The organism is Achromobacter sp. CF-sbj1-Ac2-l, assembly GCF_052698165.1.
This window is the reverse complement of record NZ_CP199855.1, coordinates 3,661,032-3,678,673: the sequence shown is the minus strand read 5'-3', so window position 1 is coordinate 3,678,673 and position 17,642 is coordinate 3,661,032. Positions and strand designations below refer to the sequence as shown.

Here is a 17,642-nt window from a genome sequence, read left to right as displayed (position 1 = left end):
ACCAATACAGCAGCAACACTTGGACGGAGCCTGGCGCGTACTATGGTGTGCAAAGAGTGTATACAACCTTTGCGCCAAATCGCCCCTGGGGTTTTCCCTTCCGGTGGACGCGTGCGGGGAGCGGGCGGGAGGCGCGGACGCCGTGGGGGCGGCGCCAGGGCGTGGCGTCGGGACCGGCGAGGGCCGGAGGGATCAGCCCGGCAGCGCGCCCCGCAGCCACTGGCTGGCCAGGTCCAGCACGATGTGCGGTTGCTCGCGGTGCGGCACGTGGCCGCAGTTTTCCAGCAGCGCCTGCCGGCCGCCGGCCAGGCGCGCGATGATGCCGGGATGGGCGGACGAGCCGTACTCGTCCTCTTCGCCATGCAGCGCCAGCACCGGGCATTGCACCCGGCGCAGCGCGTCATCGAGGTTCCACTGCGCGAAGGCCGGCGACAGCCAGGTGTCGACCCAGGCGCTCAGCACCCAGGCGGCTTTGTCGCCGTGATACTTCTTCAGTCGGTCCAACTGGCCCGGTTCGGCGAAGTTGCGTTGCGCCGCGCGGATGCCGTCGAGCGTGCGGTCCTCGGCGAAGGTCTGGGCCGACTCGGTGATCAGCGCCCGGCAATCCGCCGGATGGGCCGCCGCGCAGCAGATGCCCATGCCGCCGCCGACGCTGTGGCCGAAGGCGATGAAGGGGCCGATGTCGAGCGCCCGCCGCAGGTCCTGGAAGCCGCCGTTGGCCTCGGCTTCGACGAAGCCCGTGGCCAGCGTGGCGGGGTTGGCATCGGAGCGGCCGAAGCCCAACCGGTCATAGGCGATGACGGCGCGGCCGGTGGCCATGGCCAGGCGTTCGGGAAAGTCGCGCCACAGTTCGACGCAGCCGAGCGAATCATGCAGCAGCACGATCGGCGCCGCGTCCGCATCCCGTCCGGCGGGATCCCAGCGCCGCGCGAACAGGCGGCCTTGCGGGGTGGGCACATGGACATCCTGGCGGGCAATCGACGACATGGAGGGATCCTGGGAAGCAAAAAGGCGCCGTGGCGCCGTTTGGAGGAATCGCGGGATTATAGAAAACCGCCCGCGCTATTCCTCGGCCGTCCATTCGACCTGCACGCCCAGGCTGCGCAGGTTCTCGACAAAGCGCGGATGGGCGCGGCGGATCGGGGTGGCGTTGCGGATCTCGGAGCGTCCCTCGATGCTGCTGGCGATCATGAACAGCGCGATCGCCACGCGGATGATGTAGGGGCTTTCGACCACCGCCGGCGTCAGCGGATTGCCGCCGAAGGTGATGACTCGGTGCGGGTCCGACGAGAACACGTGGGCGCCGAACTTGGACAGCTCGCCGGTCCAGCCCAGCGCGCCGTCGTAGACCTTGTTCCAGAACATCGCGTTGCCCTCGGCGCACACGCCCAGCGCGATGAAGATGGGTAGCAGGTCCACCGGGAAATACGGCCACGGCGCGGCCTCGACCTTGGTCAGCACGTTGCTGGTGAAGGGCGTCTGCACCTTCAGCGGGCCGTCGCGCAGCGCGCGCGACCAGCCGTTCTCGTGCACGATCCTGACGCCGAACTTGGCGAAGGTGCGGTCGATCAGCGGGAAATTGGACGGCGTGCTGTTGCGCACCACCACGTCGCCGCCGGTGATCGCGCCCAGCGCCAGGAAGGTGGTGATCTCGTGGAAGTCTTCCTCGAAGGTGAACTCGCCGCCGCGCAGGGTGGCGCCGCCGCGCACCGTCAGGCGCGAGGTGCCGATGCCGTCGATGTTGGCGCCCATCATCGTCATGAAGCGGCAGAACTCCTGCACGTGCGGCTCGGACGCGGCATTGGTCAGCGTCGATTCGCCGGCCGCGGCGGCCGCGCACAGCACGAAATTCTCGGTGGTGGTGACCGAGGCGTAGTCCAGCCAATGATGGGTCGGCTTGAGCGGGCCGGCGCTGCGCACCAGCAGCGAACCGCTGGCGCGTTCGACCTCGCCGCCGAACGAGCGGAAGATGTCGACGTGCGGATCGATCTCGCGCACGCCCAGCGTGCAGCCCTTGACGTTGTCCTCCAGCCGCGCCACGCCGAAGCGCGCCAGCAGCGGCGACACCAGCATGATGGACGAGCGCATCTCTTCCGGCAGGCGATGGCGCGCGGCGTCGAACGTGGTGTCGCGGTGATGCAGGTCCAGTGTGCGGGTGCTTTCATCCAGCCGCACTTCGCTGCCCAGCGTGCGGAAGATGTCGAGGATCTTGCGCACGTCGGTGATGTCGGGCACGCCATGCAGCCGCAGCGGCTGGTCGGTCAGCAGCGTGGCGCACAGGATCGGCAGCACCGCGTTCTTGTTGGCCGACGGGATGACGCGGCCGCGCAGGGGGGTGCCGCCGTGGACGATGAGATTGGACATGGGTGAGGAGCTTGGACGACAGGTGGGACGGCTAGGGGAAAACGCGGGGGAAATTGTACCGGCATGGCCCGATGGGCGTTGGCCGTGCTCAGGGGAAATGGTGTCAGACTGCAAACCGGGTGACCGGACGTCGCGGCCGCGGGGGAGGGCGTGGCGCGGCGCCGCATGGACGCATGCCGGCGGCTTCGGTATAAAGACCGGCAGGCGCCGCGCCCGGCGCCACCCACAGGGAATCGCCATGCCCAGCGCCAAGTCCGTCACGAACGCGCACGCCCCGTCGCAGTTGATCGATGCCCGCATCCGCGAGCTGCACGACTGGCGCGGCCCGTTGCTGGCGCGGGTGCGCGAGGTGATCCTTGCGGCCGATCCCGGCGTGATCGAAGAGTGGAAGTGGCAGGTGCCGGTGTGGTCGCTGGGCGGCATCCTGTGCACCGGCGAAACCTACCAGCGCGCGGTCAAGCTGACTTTTCCCAAGGGCGCGGCGCTGCCCGACCCCGCCGGCCTGTTCAACGCCAGTCTGCAGGGCAACGCCCGCCGCGCCATCGACATCCGCGAGGGCGAGGCCATCGACGCGCAGGCGCTGACGGCGTTGATTCGCGCCGCCGCGGCGCTCAATGCCGCCGGCGGCAAGGCGCCCGCCGCCGCCCGCAAACACGCCAAGCCGGCCTGAGCGGCGCCTCCCGTTTTCAGGCCAAGGGGCCGCGGTTCGCCGGGGAGCGGAACTTGCGCAGCATGACCGCGCCGCCGATCGTCAGCGCCAGGCCGCCGCCCAGGTAGGGCAGGCCGAAGATCAGCAACCAGAAGAAGAGCGCCGTCTTGGCGTCGCGCGCCTCGGCCGATCCGGCGGCATGCCCGCCCAGGTCCATTCCCGGCAGGGCGGCCAGCAGCGTCAGCAGCAGCGTGACGCCCAGCACCAGGCAGCCCCACGCAATGCGGCGCCGGTTGTCGGCCACGCGCAGCAGCGCCGCCGCCACCACCACCGCCACCACGAGGCACAGCACACTGCCCGTGATCAACATGCGGTCCAGCGCCACCGGGTCGAGCGGCGCGTCGGGCTGGTCCAGCCCGAAGGCCATCTGCAGCAGTGAGTTGAGGACGCCGTAGGCGGCGCGGCCAATGACCAGGCCAAAGCCGACGCTGGTCAGCCACTTGATTACGGTCGGGTTCATTCAAGATATCCTTGCTGTTGCCTGAACGTCAGAGAATACGCTATTACGAGGTTCGCCCCGGATGTCCGAACATCACCAGTTCATCTTTCCCCGTTACCCCCATCTGCCGCCGCCCGACTGGCCGGCGCTGCAGACGCGCCTGCTGGCCGAGGGCTATCTGCTGGAGCCGCGCGGCGATCGCGTGCCGCGCGAGGCCCTGGACGACCTGAGCCATCGGCTGGCGCGCTTGAAGGAAGGCTCGTTCCAGTATCGCCACGGCCTGCGCACCACCGGCGACGTGATCGCGCTCTATCAGTCCGCCGGCCATCTGCCGCCCGATATCCCGGTGCGTCATCACGACACGATGGAAGAGACGCTGGCATTGCTGGCGGCGCACGGCGTCGCGCCTGATGCGTCGCTCGACGATGAGCGCAGCAACTGGCGCGGCCCGTATTGCTGCCTGGGGCCGGCGGCCCGCGCACTGCTCAACCCCGCGCAGCGCGCGCATTACGACGCCGATCCGGCCGGGTTCAGCGTGGTGATGCTGGCCTACGAGGGGGCCGAGCCGTATGTCGGCGTGGGCGAGAACCTGGAAGTGCCGAGCCTGCCGGGCTCGGATGAACGGCTGGAGGAATTGCCGCCGTTCGGCTCGCACGTCGATTTCATCGGCGTGGCGTACGAGGATCCGGCGGCGCGTTGGCGCAACCCGGCGGACGGGCGCGAATACCATCTGTTCGACCTGGACTGGCATTACAGCCTGGCGCTGGGGTTCCGCATGATCCGCGCCAACTGCCTGGAAGAAGGCAGCGCCGAGGCGCTGGCGCGGGCGATCGGCCAGATGGTCGACCAGCCGATGGCATGCAGCCACCGGCATCTGTGAAACGCGGACGCCAAGCCTGCTGTGGCAGGCCGGGGGCGTCGCATCGAGGCCGTCGCGTCGATCAATAGTAGATGTCGACGTAGTCGGTCAGGCCGCCGCACGCTTCCATCTGCTGCAGGCGCCAGTACTTGCGCTTGCCGGTGGCGCGGAACTCGTAGTCGCCGGTGCGTTCGCAGCGGCGGCCCTTGTCCGGCGCGTCCACGATCAGGATGGTGCCGCGGAAGGTGAAGCGGTCGGCCGAGATCGACAGCACCTGGCCCTTGATCGTCACAGAGCCGTTTTCGTTGGCGTGGCCGCCTTCCAGGCGCACCACGTCGTTCTCGTCCACCGCCTTCAGCTTGCCGCGCGCGTCGGTCCACAGCCATTGCACGCTGATGCCGCTGTTATGCAGCAGTCGCTCGTAGGCGGCCTGGTCCTTGATCTCGGTTTTCTGCGCGCCCTGGGCCTGGGGTTGCGCCGGCGCCTGGCTCTGCGTCTGCGCCGAACCGCGCGGCGGCAGGCGGCCGTCGTTCTGCGCGGGCGGCTGCTGGGTCTGCATCTGCGTCTGGCCCTGCGATTGGGCAGCGGCGCCGCCGCGCGGGGGCAGATCGCCCGCCAGCGTGGCGGAGGCCGCGGTGGCCAGGGCCAGGCCCAGCGCCAGCAGGCCGGCTATCCGTTTCTTGCCGGCCAGGGCCGGGGCGCGATCTTGGTTCTTGTGCATGATTGTCGTGAAGAAAGGAAGGGGGAAAGCGCGCTGTCGCCGGCGCGCGGGCGATGGCGCCGTCAACTGGGGACGTAACTTAGCACGTGGCCGCGACGGGGTAATTGCGATTTCCGTCTTGTGTATCCAATCGTTAACTTGGCAGCGCAGGCGGCGTCGGGAGCCGCCCGCGCGCGCCTTCACGGCTTGGCGTAGTGGTTCTTTTCGTACTTCGGCCGGGCCTGGAAATTCTTCAGGGCATAGGCGAGGAATTCGGCCTTGCTGATGCGGCCGTCGCCATCCGTGTCCATCGCGGTGATCTGCTCGGGCGTGGCTTCCTGCAGCAGCGGGCCGCGGGTCAGATAACCGTCGGCATTGATGTCCTGCTTGTTGAACGCCGCTTCCATGCGGGTCAGGTATTCCTGCTCGCTCATGGGGCCGTGGTTGGCGGGCTCGATGGCGGCGTCGGGCGCGGCCGGTTTGGCGGGGGCGGCTTTCGCGGGCGCGGCCGGGGCGGCGGCGTTATCGGACGCCGCGATCGCGTTGGCCGCAAGGCCGGTCAACAGCATCGCCGCGACCAGCCTGGCCATCAGGGTGGCGTGTTTCATGATTCTCCTTGTTCTCCGAAAGGCGGCCATGCTGTCAGGCGGGGGCGTTGCCGTGGCCGCGCGCGGCTCATTTTGCCTGAAGCGGCGACGCCGGCGCCGGATGCAATCTTTCGGTTACCAATCCGCCGCGCCAGGCCGCGTGCAGGCCGCGATTATTGCGGCAGCAGCCGCAGCCCGGTGCGCTTGACGAACTCGTCGTAGCCGATCGGCGGCCCGGCCTTGGTGCTGGCGCTGTTGGCCTGCCAATGCACCCACGAGCGGTGCGTGGTGGCGTCGTACACGACCTTGTACAGATACGTGGGCACGGCCACGCCGGCGCCGATGGTCTTGGGACGGTCGTCATACACCGGGCCGGTGAAGACGTACACATCGCCGGCCGCCCGCATCACGTACTGGCGCGTGTCCTGCTCGATGCGGCTCCAGGGGCCGGCGTTGTGCTTCTGGTCCTGCGGCACCATGTTGGCCAGCGAAAAGCTCTGCGCCATGGCCTCGGGCGTGGCCATGTCGCCGGCCGGCGCCATGTGGCCGCGCGAGTAGCCCGAGCCGCGGTAGTCATCCAGCTCCGAACGCTCGGCGCGCGGCACCCGCGCCTCGGCGTAGAACTTGTCGGTGCGGTGCAGTCCCTTGGCCTGCGCCAGGTTCTCGCGGTTCAGCCGCTCGGCCACGAACACCGGCGTCTTGGTCGAGCCGTTGTGGAGGATGGCGAACGAGGAGAAACAGACTTCGCGCAAGCGTTGCGCGGCGGGCACCGCGGGCGGCTGGGCATTCGGGAAAAACTGCGGACAGTCGCTGAAGGCGGTCTGCACCAGCGCCGCGTTGGGCGCGGGCAGGGCCACCGGCGCGCTGCGCTGCAGCGATGGCCATTCCAGGCGCGACAGCAGGTCGCCAACCGCCGCCGGCATCTTCCATTGCGGATGCAGCACATAGGTGGCAGCGCCGAAACTGGCGAGCGAGGTGACGATCAGCGCGCGCAGGAAGCGCGGCACGCGGCCGGCGGCGCGGCTTTGGGATCGGGAGGGGGAGCTTCTCTTTCTGGGAGCGGGTTTCTTCGCGCGGGTCATGCTACCTGGGGGCTACGGACCGGCCGCCATGCGGGCCGGCCAAGGTGACCCCGGATTGTAGATGAGTGACGGATTTGTCACGCCGTGCGGCATGGGCGCCGCGGGCGATGCGATGTCGCACCCGCCGAGGCCGCGCCGGCTGGCGCGCTTCAGGCGGGCAGGTCCTGCCGCGCGATCGTGATGACCCACTCCACGAACGTCCTCACCGCCGCCGTCGCGCGCGCCTGGGGATAGACGATGGCGATCGGCACCGGCGCGCAACGCGCCTGCGCCAGCACCTCGCGCAGGCGTCCGCTGCGCAGGTAGATGCTTGCGGCCAGCTCGGACAACTGGATCAGGCCCAGCCCCTCCAGGCCGCAGTGCAGATAGGCCTCGGTCTCGTTGACCGAATAGCGGCCGGGCAGGGCCAGCGCGATGTCCTCGCCGTCGACCCGGAAGCGCCAGTCCAGCGGCCGGCCGCTGGCATTGGACAGGTAGTTGACGATGCGGTGGCCTGGCAGCGCCGCCACCGAGTCAGGTTCGCCGAACTGTTTCAGGTAGGCTGGCGCCGCGCAGGTCAGCCAGGCCAGCCGCCCGAGCGGGCGCGCCACCAGCGTCGAATCGGCCAGCGGACCGCTGCGGATGGCGCAGTCGATGCCTTCGTACACCAGGTCCGCCGGCCGGTCGCTCAGGCCCAGCGCCACCTCGATGTCCGGATAGCGCGCTTCGAACTCGCGCAGCCGCGGCACCACCAGCGCGCGGCCGATGACGCCCGGCATGTCCACCCGCACGCGGCCGCGCGGCGCCTGCGTGGTGGCGGCCATGTCGTGTTCGGCCTCGGCGATGTCGGCCAGGATGGCCTGGCACGACGCGAAGTAGCGCGCGCCGGCGTCGGTCAGGCTCAGGCTGCGGGTGCTGCGCCGCAGGAGCGGCGTGCCCAGGTGCGCCTCCAGGTTCTTGATGGTGGTGGTCACCGACGAGCGCGGCATCGCCAGCGTTTCGGCGGCCTTGCTGAAGCTTTGCGCCTGCACCACGCGCACGAACGTCGCCATTGCTTGAAGTTTGTCCATGGACGGGAGCCTTGGGGAATGCGCTGGGGAAGGGGAATGTTAAGCGGTTCGCGCGGCGCGTGGATCGGCCTCGATACGGGCCGGCTCGTGTAGGGGCGCGACGGGTTCGGGCAACGCGCGTTGTGAATTCAGGCGCGCCGAACAATGGGCGCGGGGCGCGCTCCTACACTGCCCGCATGCCGGCAGCGCGGACGTTGGCGGCATGTCAGCCGCCGCTGCTCGTGGTGCCTTCCCTGAATCATTTCCCCGGAGTTTCCATGTTGAATCACAACGCCATCCTGGTCCTGGGCGCGGGCCAGCTCGGCATGGCCATGCTGCGCGGCCTGGCGCGCCGCGCCGCGGGCGATGCCGGCGTGTCCCTGTCGGTGCTGTTGCGGCCGGCGGGGCCGCGCTCCGACGATCCGCGCAAGCAGCGCGACCTGGCCGAGCTGCAGGCCCTGGGCGTGCGCATCGTCGAAGGCGACCTGGTCGCGCAATCGACCGCTGAACTGGCCGCCACATTCGGCCGCTTCGATACCGTGGTGTCGTGCACCGGGTTTGTCGGCGGCCCGGGAGTGCAGCGCAAGATCGCGCAGGCCGCGCTGGCCGGCGGCGTCGGGCGCTTCGTGCCCTGGCAGTTCGGCGTGGACTACGACGCCATCGGCCGCGGCAGCCCGCAGGACCTGTTCGACGAACAGCTCGACGTGCGCGACATGCTGCGGGCGCAGCGCGCCACCGAATGGATCATCGTCTCCACCGGCATGTTCACCAGCTTCCTGTTCGAGCCGTCGTTCGGCGTGGTCGATCTGGCCGGCCGCCGCGTCAACGCGCTGGGCGGCTGGGACACCGCCGTCACCTTCACCACCGCCGAAGACATCGGCGAGCTGACCGCCGAGATCCTGTGGGCCGAGCCGCGCATCGCCAACCAGGCCGTCCATGTCGCCGGCGACACCGTGACCTACGGCGAACTGGCCGAGCGCGTGGCGCACGAGCTGGACATCGAAATCACGCGCCATGTCTGGACCGTGCCGGAACTGGAACGGCAACTGGCCGCCGCGCCGGATGACGGCATGCGCAAATACCGCGCCGTGTTCGCGCAGGGGCGGGGCGTGGCGTGGGAACCGGCGCGCACGTTCAATGCGCAGCGCGGCATCGCGGTGCATGGGCTGACGCAATGGATCCGGGAAAACCGGCCGGCATTGCGCCAGGCCGCCGGCGCGCAAGGCGCATAGCCGCCGGGTCCTCGGTCCAGACCGCCTCGCGGGCCGCGGGCGCGGCCGTCAATCCTCGTCAGGCTGCGCCTGCCGCGTCTCGAATTCCTCGCGGTTGTGCAGCGCGAAGTACAGCACGTCGCTCCACGCCAGGCCCAGCACGTAGTCCGTATTGCCGGTGTGGCTGCCGTCGAAACCGTCGTCCAGGCGCAGGCCATGGAAGGCGTCCAGCGGCGGCTCGCCCCGTTCGACGGTGGCCGCCAGCAGCTGGCGCCCGGCCTCGGCGGGATCCGCCGGCAGCGCATCGAGCGCCGCGCCGGCCTGGCGGCAGCGCGCGATTTCCTTTTCCGCGTTGGCCTTGAGTGCGGCCTCTTCGGATTCCATCATCAGTTCCAGCTCGATGGTCTCCAGCAGCAGGTATTCATTGCGGTGCGCTTCGAGAAAGACCAGGGTTTCGTCCAGCGCTTCCAGCAGCTGCGTCACGGACGTCGGGCCGCGGCCCCGCGCCGCGGGCTTGGCCGCGCCGGCCGGCGCCGCGTCATCCGAGGAGAACAGGCGCTTGAGCTTGCCCAGCAGCGAGGCGGGTTCCTGCGTGGCCGGCGCCGGCGTCGCGGGCGCGGCCGTCGGCGCGGCGGCGGGCGTGGCCAGCGCGGTCCGCACGATCTCGGCAAAGCGTTTCACCCGCGCCAGGCCCGGCTCGAACGTGCTGCTGATGGCGGGCAGCCGGGTGCGCTGGTCCGGTTCTTCGTCCTCCAGTCCATCCGAGATCAGCGAGGCGCACAGCTGTGGATCCCCCGACATCAACAGCCGGTACATGAACGGCACCGCGTAGGGCCATTCGGACAAGCCGGAAATCGTCTCCGGGCGGTCGGTGAAGTGGGTGGGGCGGTTGCTCAGGCTGTAGAGGTAGGAACGATTTGCCATGGCGATCGGGGCCTCGGAAAGGGGAGTGGAATGCCGGCGCGAGCCACCAGGCGGGCCGGCAACGACAGGCAAAACGACAACGTGCGGTATTGAACCGCAGCCGGGGGCGCGCGCCATTGCAGGCTGACACCTTTTGCCACCAAGTATTTCCACGAACGCCAGCGCAGGCGCCGCGGCGCGCGCAGCAGTTCCCTTGCGGGCAAAAGTCGGACTATCCGTGGTGTCCTGGCGGCGATAGTTCAGGGGTGGGTCTCAATCATAATAATGAGATCGATTGTCATTATTTTAGTGGTGAAAAACCGAGGAGCCGATGAGCGCACATCCGCCATTCCGCGCCCGCCGCGCGTCCGCACCCGTGACCGCCTGGCGCCTGCCCCTGATCGTGGTCGGCCTGGACCTGTCGGCCGCCGCGCAGGCGCAGCATGACATGCCTGCCGTGCATCTGCCCGCAGTGACCATGCCGGGGACGGCGCTGGAGGAAACCTCCACCGGCCCGGTGCGTGGCTTCGTCGCCAGGCGCGCCGCTACCGCCACCAAGACCGATACGGCTGTGCTCGACACGCCGCAGGGCATGCTGTACGGCCAGGCGTCCAGCAGCGGCATCGTGAACCTGGTCAGCAAGCGGCCGCAGTCCGAGGTGGTGCGCGAGATCGACGTTAGCGTCGGCAGCCACGACCGCAAGCAGATCCAGGAGGATCTCACGGACCGCTTGATGCCGACGGCACAGGGCTATATCGCTTGGTGGCGCTGGGACGCAACAGCGGCAGCGCCGTCATGCATGCCAGCTGGTGTGCGGTGTGAACAGCAAACCTCTTTTGTTAGGAGAAAGACAATGCAACTCGCATGCCGTTTCGCTTCCCGCCTCCTCCCGCTGCGTAGCGACTACCCGCTGTCGGACGAACAAATTCACCGCGTCGTCCCGTCCATCTTCGCGGACGCGCCGCATCAGAGCCGTTCGCAGCGGTACGGTTATATCCAGACCGCGACCGTGCTGCAAGAACTGAACGTGGAAAGCTTCGAGCCTTTCATGGTGACGCAAACCCGCGCGCGCCAAGACAACCTCCGCGACTACACTAGGCACATGATCCGGCTGTACCACGTGAGCCAGATCAACGGCCGCGAGGCCAACGAAATCATCCTGCTGAACTCCCATGACAGCATCTGCAGCTATCAGATGCTGACCGGAATGCTCTGGTTTGTTTGCAGCAATGGCCTTGTTCGCAGCGACACCGTGGCCGACGTGCGCATGCCGCACAAGGGCGACGTGGCGGCGCAGTTCATCGAGGACGCTTACGAAGTCCTGCACGGTTTCGACTGGGTGCAGGAATCGAGCGATGCCAAGGATTGCGCGTTATTGGGTTGCGAGACCTCTTGTCACCAACGACAAGGAGGTCATACATGAAAAGGAACGTTCCGCGAGGCGAGCGCAAACGGCTTTGCCTTCAACTCATCTTACACGCGCATCTGCATCAGTTCGAGATGCCCCTCACAGAGGCGGCCATCAGCGAACTCTGCACTGAACTTGGCATGCAGAACGTGCCGGGCACGCGCGAGGGCCGCATCGCCGCTCTACAGGTACTGGCAGCCCAGCTGCTGCCCCAGATGTCCTGATTTATTCAAGGGCCCCCGCATCCGGCGGGGGCTTCTCTCGGTCAGTAAGTCAGGAGCAGGCGGTCCTCAACGTGGTGGTCTTCAGCGGTCTGGTCTTTCAACTGGTACCGCTTCAGCATCGACGATCCAAGGCGCACCATCACCTCGCGCTCGAAAAGACCTTCGATGGTTGGTAGTTCGACCGTCTTGTCGCCAGACTTTTTTGTACCGTCGATGCTCAGCGCGACGTAAACGCCGCGCTTCTTGCAGTCAGCTATCGACTCCAACAAGCGCGGGTACGAGAACGACTGCGCCCCGTAGAGGATTGCTTGGCTATCGACGTAGGGCGGATCAAGGTAAACCATGTCACCCTTCTTGGCCTGCGCCATGGTCTCGGCGAAGTCGGAGTGGCAGAACTCGGCGCCGCGAGTGCGAGCGGCCCAAATGCGGGCGCGGTCTGCGAAATTCTCAGGCGGCATCGGTTTGTGAGGTCCACACGGCGTGGACATGTAGCCGTCGGACTTCCTGAAGCGCACCACCCCCCCGTAGCAGACGCGGCTTAGGAACAGTAGGTCAGCACCGTTGGCGCCGGCGTTGTAGCTAGCCAGTACCTGTTCGTAGGCTTCCTTTTTCCCCAGCTTGTCTATAAGCGCGTGGCGCTCGCTGTACCACTCTATGAGGCCTTCTGTGTCGTCGTGCAGCTTTTCCCATATTTCTATGAGCGGTTTGAACACGTCACCGGCCACGGCCTTTTTGGGTGCCAAGGTCGCCAGCACACCGCCGCTCCCCAGGAATGGCTCGAAGTATGTGCCGAATTGGCGCGGGAACTTATTGATGATTTCGACCGCAAACTTTTGCTTGTTGCCAACCCATTTGAGCAGTTGCCCCTTGAGTTCAGGGACGCCCGGCTGTGGTGTTTCCACTTGGCTGTCGAACAGTGAAACCTGTGTATATTCCGGGGTGTTCAACATAGAGGAGAGGTTTAAATTGAAAGCAAATCCGGCCTTTCTGGGCCTACCTAAGGGCTTCTGGGCACACGTGCGCTCCATCTCCGAGGCTCAACAGTACACCGATCGCCGAACAGGTGGCATCAAGGCTCTGAACGCCGGGGGCATTGTCGCAGCCTTCCGCAAGCTTCGACTGTCGAGCGACCATCTAGTGTTCCCGAACGGGAGTTTGACGGACTTTGGCCTGAAGCTGTGCCAGTACTTCGAGTACCGCGCAGATGTGCTGGACAACTTCGTCCAGTACCAACTCATGGACGCCACAAAGGCCGAGAAAGTATACAGCGAACTGAAGGCGAGACTGCAGCCTCGACTGGCTCCTACTATGAACAAGCAGTCTGGGGACATGAAAAAGCCGGCATACTTGACTGGCATCGTCAACATGATTATCGAGAGCAAAGTCGGCCACCAGGGCTTCAACTCGAACCCTGGTCAGCTGACCACGTTCACCCACAACTCGATGCCGTTGCGCACGCTCTCGCGCCGGGTTGACGGTGCACTACCGGGCATCGTCAACCCGGTCGCCATTTGGGAAATCAAAGAATACTATTGGACGACCACCTTCGGCTCCAGGGTGGCAGATGGTGTTTACGAGACCCTGCTGGATGGCATGGAACTCGAGGAGATGCGTGAGCACGAGGGCCGAAACATCCAACACATGTTGGCACTCGATGCTCACTACACGTGGTGGGTCAAGGGGCGCAGCTACCTATGTCGTATCGTCGACATGCTGCACATGGGCTACGTCGACGAAGCACTCTTTGGCTACGAAGTCGTCGAGCGGCTGCCTGTTCTCGTGGACGAGTGGATTGCGATGGCGCGAGCCCAGTACGGGTACGAGCCCCAAATCCGTGGAGATGAGAGCGCTGAGGATGACAGTCAGGAGTCGCTGATTTGACCTAGTCAGCGTGAAATGGAGCCCGCGTTGTCGGGCGTCGTCGTTTTCAGAGGTGATAGCTCCGATGGCTACGCCCGTGCAAGGTGCCGGGCCTGCTGGACGGCATCCCCACCTCGGTCCAGACCGGCGTGGCGCGCACCCGGGGCCTGGAGCTGGAGGCGCTGGCCTCGCAGGGCGACCTGGACCTGATCGCCAGCTACACCTACCTGGATGCCCGCGTCGCCAGGGGCAAGCCTGCCGAAGAGGGCAGGCAACTGTCCGGCATCGCCCGGCATATGGCATCGTTGTGGGCCAACTACCGCTTCCGCGCATTCGGCGTGGCGGGCCTGGTCGCGGGGGCCGGCGCGCGCTACAACGGCACCCACGACGACGGCACCGGCCACAATGGCATGGCGGCCGTGACCCTGTACGATGCCGTGCTGGCCTACGATGCGGGACCGATGCGGATGGCGCTCAATGTCACCAATCTGTTCGACAAGCGCTACGTCGACGTTTGCCTGGCGCGCGGCGATTGCTTCTTCGGCACCCGGCGCAGCGTGGTTGGCAGCGTGACGTACCGCTTCTGACCGGGCCAGGGCGGGCCAATGCCTCCAGCGCCGCGATGATCGCTTCCTGGCATTCCGCTGAAACAGTGTGACTATAATTCCGCCTCAACATGTAATAAGACTGGTTCTTATTGCCATTCACATGCGAGCGGAGTTTCCATGGCTGTACGCCTTTCGTCCCGCCGGCGCCCGGTGCATTTCCGGGCCCGGCAATTGCCTTTGATCGTATTCGGCCTGGGCCTGCCGGGCGCCGTCCTGGCGCAGTCCGCCCCTGCCGAGGTCCACTTGCCCGCCGTCACCGTGACGGGCAGCGATGTCGAACAGACCGCGGTCGGCCCCGTGCAGGGCTTTGTCGCCAAGCGCGCCGCCACCGCCACCAAGACCGACACGCCGGTGATGGAAACGCCGCAGTCGATCAGCGTCATCACCCAGGATCGCATGACGCTGCAGGGCGCCCAGTCGGTGCAGCAGGCGGCGGGCTATACCGCCGGCGTCACGGCCGGCGCGTTCGGGCCGGACAATCGCGGCGACTCCATCAAGATCCGCGGCACCGATTCCACCCAATACCTCGACGGCCTGCTCAACGCCGTGGGGTCCTACAACAACACCCGGCCCGATCCCTACGCGCTGGAGCGCATCGAGATCCTGCGCGGGCCGTCGGGCATGCTGTACGGGCAGGGCGCCATCGGCGGCATCGTCAACCAGATCAGCAAGCGGCCGCAGCCCGAAGCGATGCGCGAGATCGGCGTCAGCTACGGCAACCACAACCGCAAGCAGATCCAGGCCGACCTCACCGGCCCGATCGACGAAGACGGCAAGTGGCTGTATCGCGTGGTCGCGCTGGGGCGCGACAGCGACAGCTCGGTCAAATACGTCGACGACGACCGCTATTTCATCGCGCCGTCGTTGACCTGGCGGCCCAGTGCCGCCACCTCGTTGACGCTGCTGGCCAATTTCCAGAAAGACAATAGCGGGTCGATGGTCGGTTTCTTCCCGTGGCGCGGCACGCTCACCAGCACGCCGGCCGGCCGCATCCCGCAGGACTTCTTCGTCAGCGAACCCGACTTCGACAAGTACACCGCCAGGCAGAGCGCGGTGGGCTACCAGTTCGAGCACGCCTTCAACGACAACGTCACGGTGCGGCAGAACCTGCGCTACACGCACAGCGAGGTCGACTATCGCAGCATCTACACCGCCGGCTTCAACGGCGCCGGCCACGGCTGGGTGCCGGGCAGCGACACGCTGCTGCGCCGCGTGATCTACCAGAACCAGCCGACCCTCAAGCAGTTCGTGGTCGACACCCAGGGCCAGTTCAAGTTCCAGACCGGCCCGATCCGCCACACCCTGCTGACCGGCATCGACTACCAGCGTTCCGTGCTGGATGCGCGCCAGGGAGTGGGCGGCACGGTCGCGCCCATCGACGTGCACAACCCCGTGTACGGCAACTTCACGCCGCCCACCTCGACGGTCAGCGCGCCGACCTCGCGCGGCAACCAGTTGGGCCTCTACATGCAGGACCAGCTCGAATGGGAGCGTTGGCTGCTGATGCTGGGGCTGCGCCATGACCGCTCGCGCGCGTCGGTGGACGATACGCCGTCCGGGTCGCGCGATGACAACGAAATGAGCAAGCGCTTTGGCCTGATGTATCGCTCCGAGGCCGGCCTCAATCCCTATCTGAGCTACTCGGAATCGTTCCAGGGCCTGGCCGGCTTCAACCGTGCCAACCAGGCGTTCAAGCCGCTGCGCGGCAAGCAATGGGAGGCCGGCCTGAAGTACCAGCCGCCGGGCGAAAACCTGACGGTCACCGCCAGCGTGTTCGACATGACCGAGAAAAACCGCAAGGTCGCCGGCGTGGTCAACGGCATTGCCGACACCGTGCAAGTGGGCGAGGCCCGCACCAAGGGCGCCGAACTGGAAGCCCTGGCGTCGCTGGGCAATGTCGATCTGGTGGCCACCTACACCTTCCTGGACGCCAAGGTGGCCAAGGGCACGCCGGCCGAAGAGGGGCGCCAACTGGCCAGCATTCCCCGACACATGGCGTCGTTCTGGGCCAACTACCGCTTCAGCGTGATGGGAACCCCGGGCTTCCTGGCGGGGGCGGGCGTGCGCTACAACGGCAGCAGCGACGACGGCACCGGCCAGAACGGCGTGCCCGCCGTCACCCTGTATGACGCCGTGCTGGCCTACGATGCGGGTCCCATGCGCCTGGCGCTGAACGTCACCAACCTGTTCGACAAACAGTACGTGGGCACCTGCCTTGCCCGTGGCGATTGCTTCTTCGGCACCCGCCGCACGGTGATCGGGAGCGTGACCTACCGGTTCTGACGTCCCGCCGGGAGCGCGGTCAAATTGGGGACTTATGACCCCCGGGGCGACCGCTTTCCCGTCACCTATCCGCGGCGGATTTCCCCCTAAAATTGCGAACGCCGCCGCAATTTCCTCCTGGCGTGCCACCTCTTTCCGGCCGAGATGCACGTCGATCTCCTCACCCTGTACTTCATTACCATCGGGACGCTGCTGGCCAGTGCCGGCCTGACGTTCTGGGAGTATCGAACCCACCCCCACCGCAGCCGCTCGCTGGGCATCCTGGCGGCCGGTTTCGGCACGCTGGCGCTGGGCTGTATCTGCGCCTTGTTCCGCGCCGACCTGCCGGCCGCGATCGGCGCGCCGCTGAGCAACCTGGTGATCCTCGGCGGTTACCTGCTGGTGCTGGACAGCGTCGCCTCGCTGAGCGGGCGCCATTACCGCAAGCGTTCGATGGGCTTGCTGGCGGTCATGGCGCTGATCTGGCTGGCGGCCGGCGTGGCGGGGCAGGACGTGGTGTGGAAATACGTCAGCGCCTTGCCCATCGCCCTCGTCAGCGCCCTGACCGCGTGGGAACTGCTGCGCTGCGATTCCATGGGGATGCCGAAAACCCGCAACTTCGCCGTGGCGGTGGCCGGCGTGCACGCGCTGATCTATTTCGGCCGCGCCTTCCTGCTGCCGTGGTGGGTGGCCGCCGAGGGGCCCTCGGTGCAACTGCTGGCCAGCAACATCACCATGTACGAAGGGGTGCTGTATTCGGTGCTGCTGCCGATGACGCTGATCAAGCTGATCCGCGAGGAAACCCACGTGCAACTGGTGCACGAGTCGCAGACCGACTACCTGACGCGGCTGGGCAACCGCCGCTGGTTCTTCGAGCAGGGCGCGCGCCTCATCGCGGCCAGCGCGGGGCGCGAGCCTGTCGCCGTGCTGGCGTTCGACCTGGACCAGTTCAAGGCCATCAACGACCGCTACGGCCACCATACCGGCGACCTGGTGCTGGCGGCGTTCGCCACCGTGGCCCGCGACGCGCTCGGGCCGCAGGTCATCCTGGCGCGCCTTGGCGGCGAGGAATTCGCCGCGCTGCTGGCGGGCGATGACGCCCGCCGCGCCCATCAATTGGGGGCGGCGGCGGCCCGCCGCTTCGCCACCACCATCGCCAACCCGGTCGACGGCCTGGGCATCGCCGCCACGGTCAGCATCGGCCTGGCCTATTTCGACGAGGACGTGCCGCCGCTGGCCGATGCGCTGTCGCGTGCGGACCTGGCGCTGTATCGCGCCAAGTCCCTGGGCGGCAACCGGCTGGAAGCGGCCCTGGCGCCGGAGCGCGCCGCCGCGGACTGAGGCGCCGCCGTCGCGGCCGGCGCCTCAGTCCGCGCGGCGAAATGCCCGGGGCCGTTC

The 17,642-nt window shown here is 67.2% G+C and carries 17 protein-coding genes and 1 pseudogene; 9 read left to right on the top strand and 9 right to left on the bottom strand.

Going from position 1 to position 17,642, the window contains the following annotated elements:
* Positions 1 to 192: 192 nt before the first annotated feature.
* Together ACUDCK_RS16720 and ACUDCK_RS16715 are read right to left on the bottom strand one after the other, a co-directional pair.
* On the bottom strand, positions 193 to 987 hold the full coding sequence (locus ACUDCK_RS16720) for an alpha/beta fold hydrolase (RefSeq protein WP_175166799.1): 795 nt from the start codon (positions 985 to 987) through the stop codon (positions 193 to 195).
* A 75-nt stretch (positions 988 to 1,062) separates the two neighbouring features.
* Positions 1,063 to 2,364: a UDP-N-acetylglucosamine 1-carboxyvinyltransferase gene (locus ACUDCK_RS16715; protein ID WP_024069344.1), complete on the bottom strand. Its 1,302-nt coding sequence runs from the start codon at positions 2,362 to 2,364 to the stop codon at positions 1,063 to 1,065.
* A gap of 238 nt (positions 2,365 to 2,602) precedes the next feature.
* Between ACUDCK_RS16715 and ACUDCK_RS16710 the strand changes: the two genes are divergently transcribed.
* Complete coding sequence (locus tag ACUDCK_RS16710; protein ID WP_064527078.1) at positions 2,603 to 3,034, top strand: DUF1801 domain-containing protein; 432 nt, start codon at positions 2,603 to 2,605, stop codon at positions 3,032 to 3,034.
* Positions 3,035 to 3,050: 16 nt separating this feature from the next.
* On the opposite strand, the gene ACUDCK_RS16705 is transcribed toward ACUDCK_RS16710, so the two are convergent.
* Complete coding sequence (locus tag ACUDCK_RS16705) at positions 3,051 to 3,533, bottom strand: hypothetical protein (protein ID WP_175166800.1); 483 nt, start codon at positions 3,531 to 3,533, stop codon at positions 3,051 to 3,053.
* Positions 3,534 to 3,594: 61 nt separating this feature from the next.
* On the opposite strand from ACUDCK_RS16705, the gene ACUDCK_RS16700 reads away from it, so the two are divergent.
* Positions 3,595 to 4,392: a hypothetical protein gene (locus ACUDCK_RS16700; RefSeq protein WP_175166801.1), complete on the top strand. Its 798-nt coding sequence runs from the start codon at positions 3,595 to 3,597 to the stop codon at positions 4,390 to 4,392.
* A 61-nt stretch (positions 4,393 to 4,453) separates the two neighbouring features.
* Here ACUDCK_RS16700 and ACUDCK_RS16695 read toward each other — a convergent pair whose 3' ends face one another.
* From ACUDCK_RS16695 to ACUDCK_RS16680, 4 genes are all read right to left on the bottom strand, one after another.
* Positions 4,454 to 5,092 carry a hypothetical protein gene (locus ACUDCK_RS16695; protein ID WP_054502244.1) on the bottom strand — a complete coding sequence of 213 codons (639 nt, stop codon included), beginning with the start codon at positions 5,090 to 5,092 and terminating at the stop codon, positions 4,454 to 4,456.
* A gap of 179 nt (positions 5,093 to 5,271) precedes the next feature.
* Positions 5,272 to 5,679 carry an EF-hand domain-containing protein gene (locus ACUDCK_RS16690; protein ID WP_244976828.1) on the bottom strand — a complete coding sequence of 136 codons (408 nt, stop codon included), beginning with the start codon at positions 5,677 to 5,679 and terminating at the stop codon, positions 5,272 to 5,274.
* Positions 5,680 to 5,831: 152 nt separating this feature from the next.
* On the bottom strand, positions 5,832 to 6,740 hold the full coding sequence (locus ACUDCK_RS16685) for a DNA/RNA non-specific endonuclease (protein WP_175166802.1): 909 nt from the start codon (positions 6,738 to 6,740) through the stop codon (positions 5,832 to 5,834).
* Positions 6,741 to 6,889: 149 nt separating this feature from the next.
* Positions 6,890 to 7,789, bottom strand: coding sequence for a LysR family transcriptional regulator (locus ACUDCK_RS16680; RefSeq protein WP_175166803.1), 900 nt, complete (start codon positions 7,787 to 7,789; stop codon positions 6,890 to 6,892).
* Positions 7,790 to 8,046: 257 nt separating this feature from the next.
* Between ACUDCK_RS16680 and ACUDCK_RS16675 the strand changes: the two genes are divergently transcribed.
* Entirely contained in the window at positions 8,047 to 9,000 is a 954-nt protein-coding gene (locus ACUDCK_RS16675; RefSeq protein ID WP_175166804.1) for an aromatic alcohol reductase, read from the top strand.
* Positions 9,001 to 9,048: 48 nt separating this feature from the next.
* On the opposite strand, the gene ACUDCK_RS16670 is transcribed toward ACUDCK_RS16675, so the two are convergent.
* Complete coding sequence (locus ACUDCK_RS16670; protein WP_175166805.1) at positions 9,049 to 9,903, bottom strand: DUF7822 domain-containing protein; 855 nt, start codon at positions 9,901 to 9,903, stop codon at positions 9,049 to 9,051.
* An 832-nt stretch (positions 9,904 to 10,735) separates the two neighbouring features.
* On the opposite strand from ACUDCK_RS16670, the pseudogene ACUDCK_RS16665 reads away from it, so the two are divergent.
* Both ACUDCK_RS16665 and ACUDCK_RS16660 read left to right on the top strand, forming a co-directional pair.
* A pseudogene (locus tag ACUDCK_RS16665) lies at positions 10,736 to 11,242 on the top strand (DUF932 domain-containing protein); the annotation flags it as partial.
* A 59-nt stretch (positions 11,243 to 11,301) separates the two neighbouring features.
* Positions 11,302 to 11,514, top strand: a complete 213-nt coding sequence (locus tag ACUDCK_RS16660; RefSeq protein ID WP_175166806.1) for a hypothetical protein — start codon at positions 11,302 to 11,304, stop codon at positions 11,512 to 11,514.
* A 41-nt stretch (positions 11,515 to 11,555) separates the two neighbouring features.
* Here ACUDCK_RS16660 and ACUDCK_RS16655 read toward each other — a convergent pair whose 3' ends face one another.
* Positions 11,556 to 12,464: a Dam family site-specific DNA-(adenine-N6)-methyltransferase gene (locus ACUDCK_RS16655; RefSeq protein ID WP_175166807.1), complete on the bottom strand. Its 909-nt coding sequence runs from the start codon at positions 12,462 to 12,464 to the stop codon at positions 11,556 to 11,558.
* 16 nt (positions 12,465 to 12,480) lie between these two features.
* On the opposite strand from ACUDCK_RS16655, the gene ACUDCK_RS16650 reads away from it, so the two are divergent.
* The 4 genes from ACUDCK_RS16650 to ACUDCK_RS16635 all read left to right on the top strand — a co-directional run bounded on the left by ACUDCK_RS16650 (position 12,481) and on the right by ACUDCK_RS16635 (position 17,585).
* Entirely contained in the window at positions 12,481 to 13,395 is a 915-nt protein-coding gene (locus ACUDCK_RS16650; protein WP_175166808.1) for a DUF7687 domain-containing protein, read from the top strand.
* A gap of 83 nt (positions 13,396 to 13,478) precedes the next feature.
* Entirely contained in the window at positions 13,479 to 13,961 is a 483-nt protein-coding gene (locus ACUDCK_RS16645; protein WP_175166809.1) for a TonB-dependent receptor domain-containing protein, read from the top strand.
* 138 nt (positions 13,962 to 14,099) lie between these two features.
* Positions 14,100 to 16,265, top strand: coding sequence for a TonB-dependent siderophore receptor (locus tag ACUDCK_RS16640; protein WP_244976829.1), 2,166 nt, complete (start codon positions 14,100 to 14,102; stop codon positions 16,263 to 16,265).
* 144 nt (positions 16,266 to 16,409) lie between these two features.
* Positions 16,410 to 17,585 carry a GGDEF domain-containing protein gene (locus tag ACUDCK_RS16635; RefSeq protein ID WP_175166810.1) on the top strand — a complete coding sequence of 392 codons (1,176 nt, stop codon included), beginning with the start codon at positions 16,410 to 16,412 and terminating at the stop codon, positions 17,583 to 17,585.
* The last annotated feature ends 57 nt before the right edge of the window (positions 17,586 to 17,642 follow it).

What these genes read in the sequence shown, in the direction of transcription:
- ACUDCK_RS16720 (WP_175166799.1), bottom strand. Translation starts at nt 987, where the DNA reads ATGTCGTCGATTGCCCGCCAGGATGTCCATGTGCCCACCCCGCAAGGC.
- ACUDCK_RS16715 (WP_024069344.1), bottom strand. Translation starts at nt 2,364, where the DNA reads ATGTCCAATCTCATCGTCCACGGCGGCACCCCCCTGCGCGGCCGCGTC.
- ACUDCK_RS16710 (WP_064527078.1), top strand. Translation starts at nt 2,603, where the DNA reads ATGCCCAGCGCCAAGTCCGTCACGAACGCGCACGCCCCGTCGCAGTTG.
- ACUDCK_RS16705 (WP_175166800.1), bottom strand. Translation starts at nt 3,533, where the DNA reads ATGAACCCGACCGTAATCAAGTGGCTGACCAGCGTCGGCTTTGGCCTG.
- ACUDCK_RS16700 (WP_175166801.1), top strand. Translation starts at nt 3,595, where the DNA reads ATGTCCGAACATCACCAGTTCATCTTTCCCCGTTACCCCCATCTGCCG.
- ACUDCK_RS16695 (WP_054502244.1), bottom strand. Translation starts at nt 5,092, where the DNA reads ATGCACAAGAACCAAGATCGCGCCCCGGCCCTGGCCGGCAAGAAACGG.
- ACUDCK_RS16690 (WP_244976828.1), bottom strand. Translation starts at nt 5,679, where the DNA reads ATGAAACACGCCACCCTGATGGCCAGGCTGGTCGCGGCGATGCTGTTG.
- ACUDCK_RS16685 (WP_175166802.1), bottom strand. Translation starts at nt 6,740, where the DNA reads ATGACCCGCGCGAAGAAACCCGCTCCCAGAAAGAGAAGCTCCCCCTCC.
- ACUDCK_RS16680 (WP_175166803.1), bottom strand. Translation starts at nt 7,789, where the DNA reads ATGGACAAACTTCAAGCAATGGCGACGTTCGTGCGCGTGGTGCAGGCG.
- ACUDCK_RS16675 (WP_175166804.1), top strand. Translation starts at nt 8,047, where the DNA reads ATGTTGAATCACAACGCCATCCTGGTCCTGGGCGCGGGCCAGCTCGGC.
- ACUDCK_RS16670 (WP_175166805.1), bottom strand. Translation starts at nt 9,903, where the DNA reads ATGGCAAATCGTTCCTACCTCTACAGCCTGAGCAACCGCCCCACCCAC.
- ACUDCK_RS16660 (WP_175166806.1), top strand. Translation starts at nt 11,302, where the DNA reads ATGAAAAGGAACGTTCCGCGAGGCGAGCGCAAACGGCTTTGCCTTCAA.
- ACUDCK_RS16655 (WP_175166807.1), bottom strand. Translation starts at nt 12,464, where the DNA reads ATGTTGAACACCCCGGAATATACACAGGTTTCACTGTTCGACAGCCAA.
- ACUDCK_RS16640 (WP_244976829.1), top strand. Translation starts at nt 14,100, where the DNA reads ATGGCTGTACGCCTTTCGTCCCGCCGGCGCCCGGTGCATTTCCGGGCC.
- ACUDCK_RS16635 (WP_175166810.1), top strand. Translation starts at nt 16,410, where the DNA reads ATGCACGTCGATCTCCTCACCCTGTACTTCATTACCATCGGGACGCTG.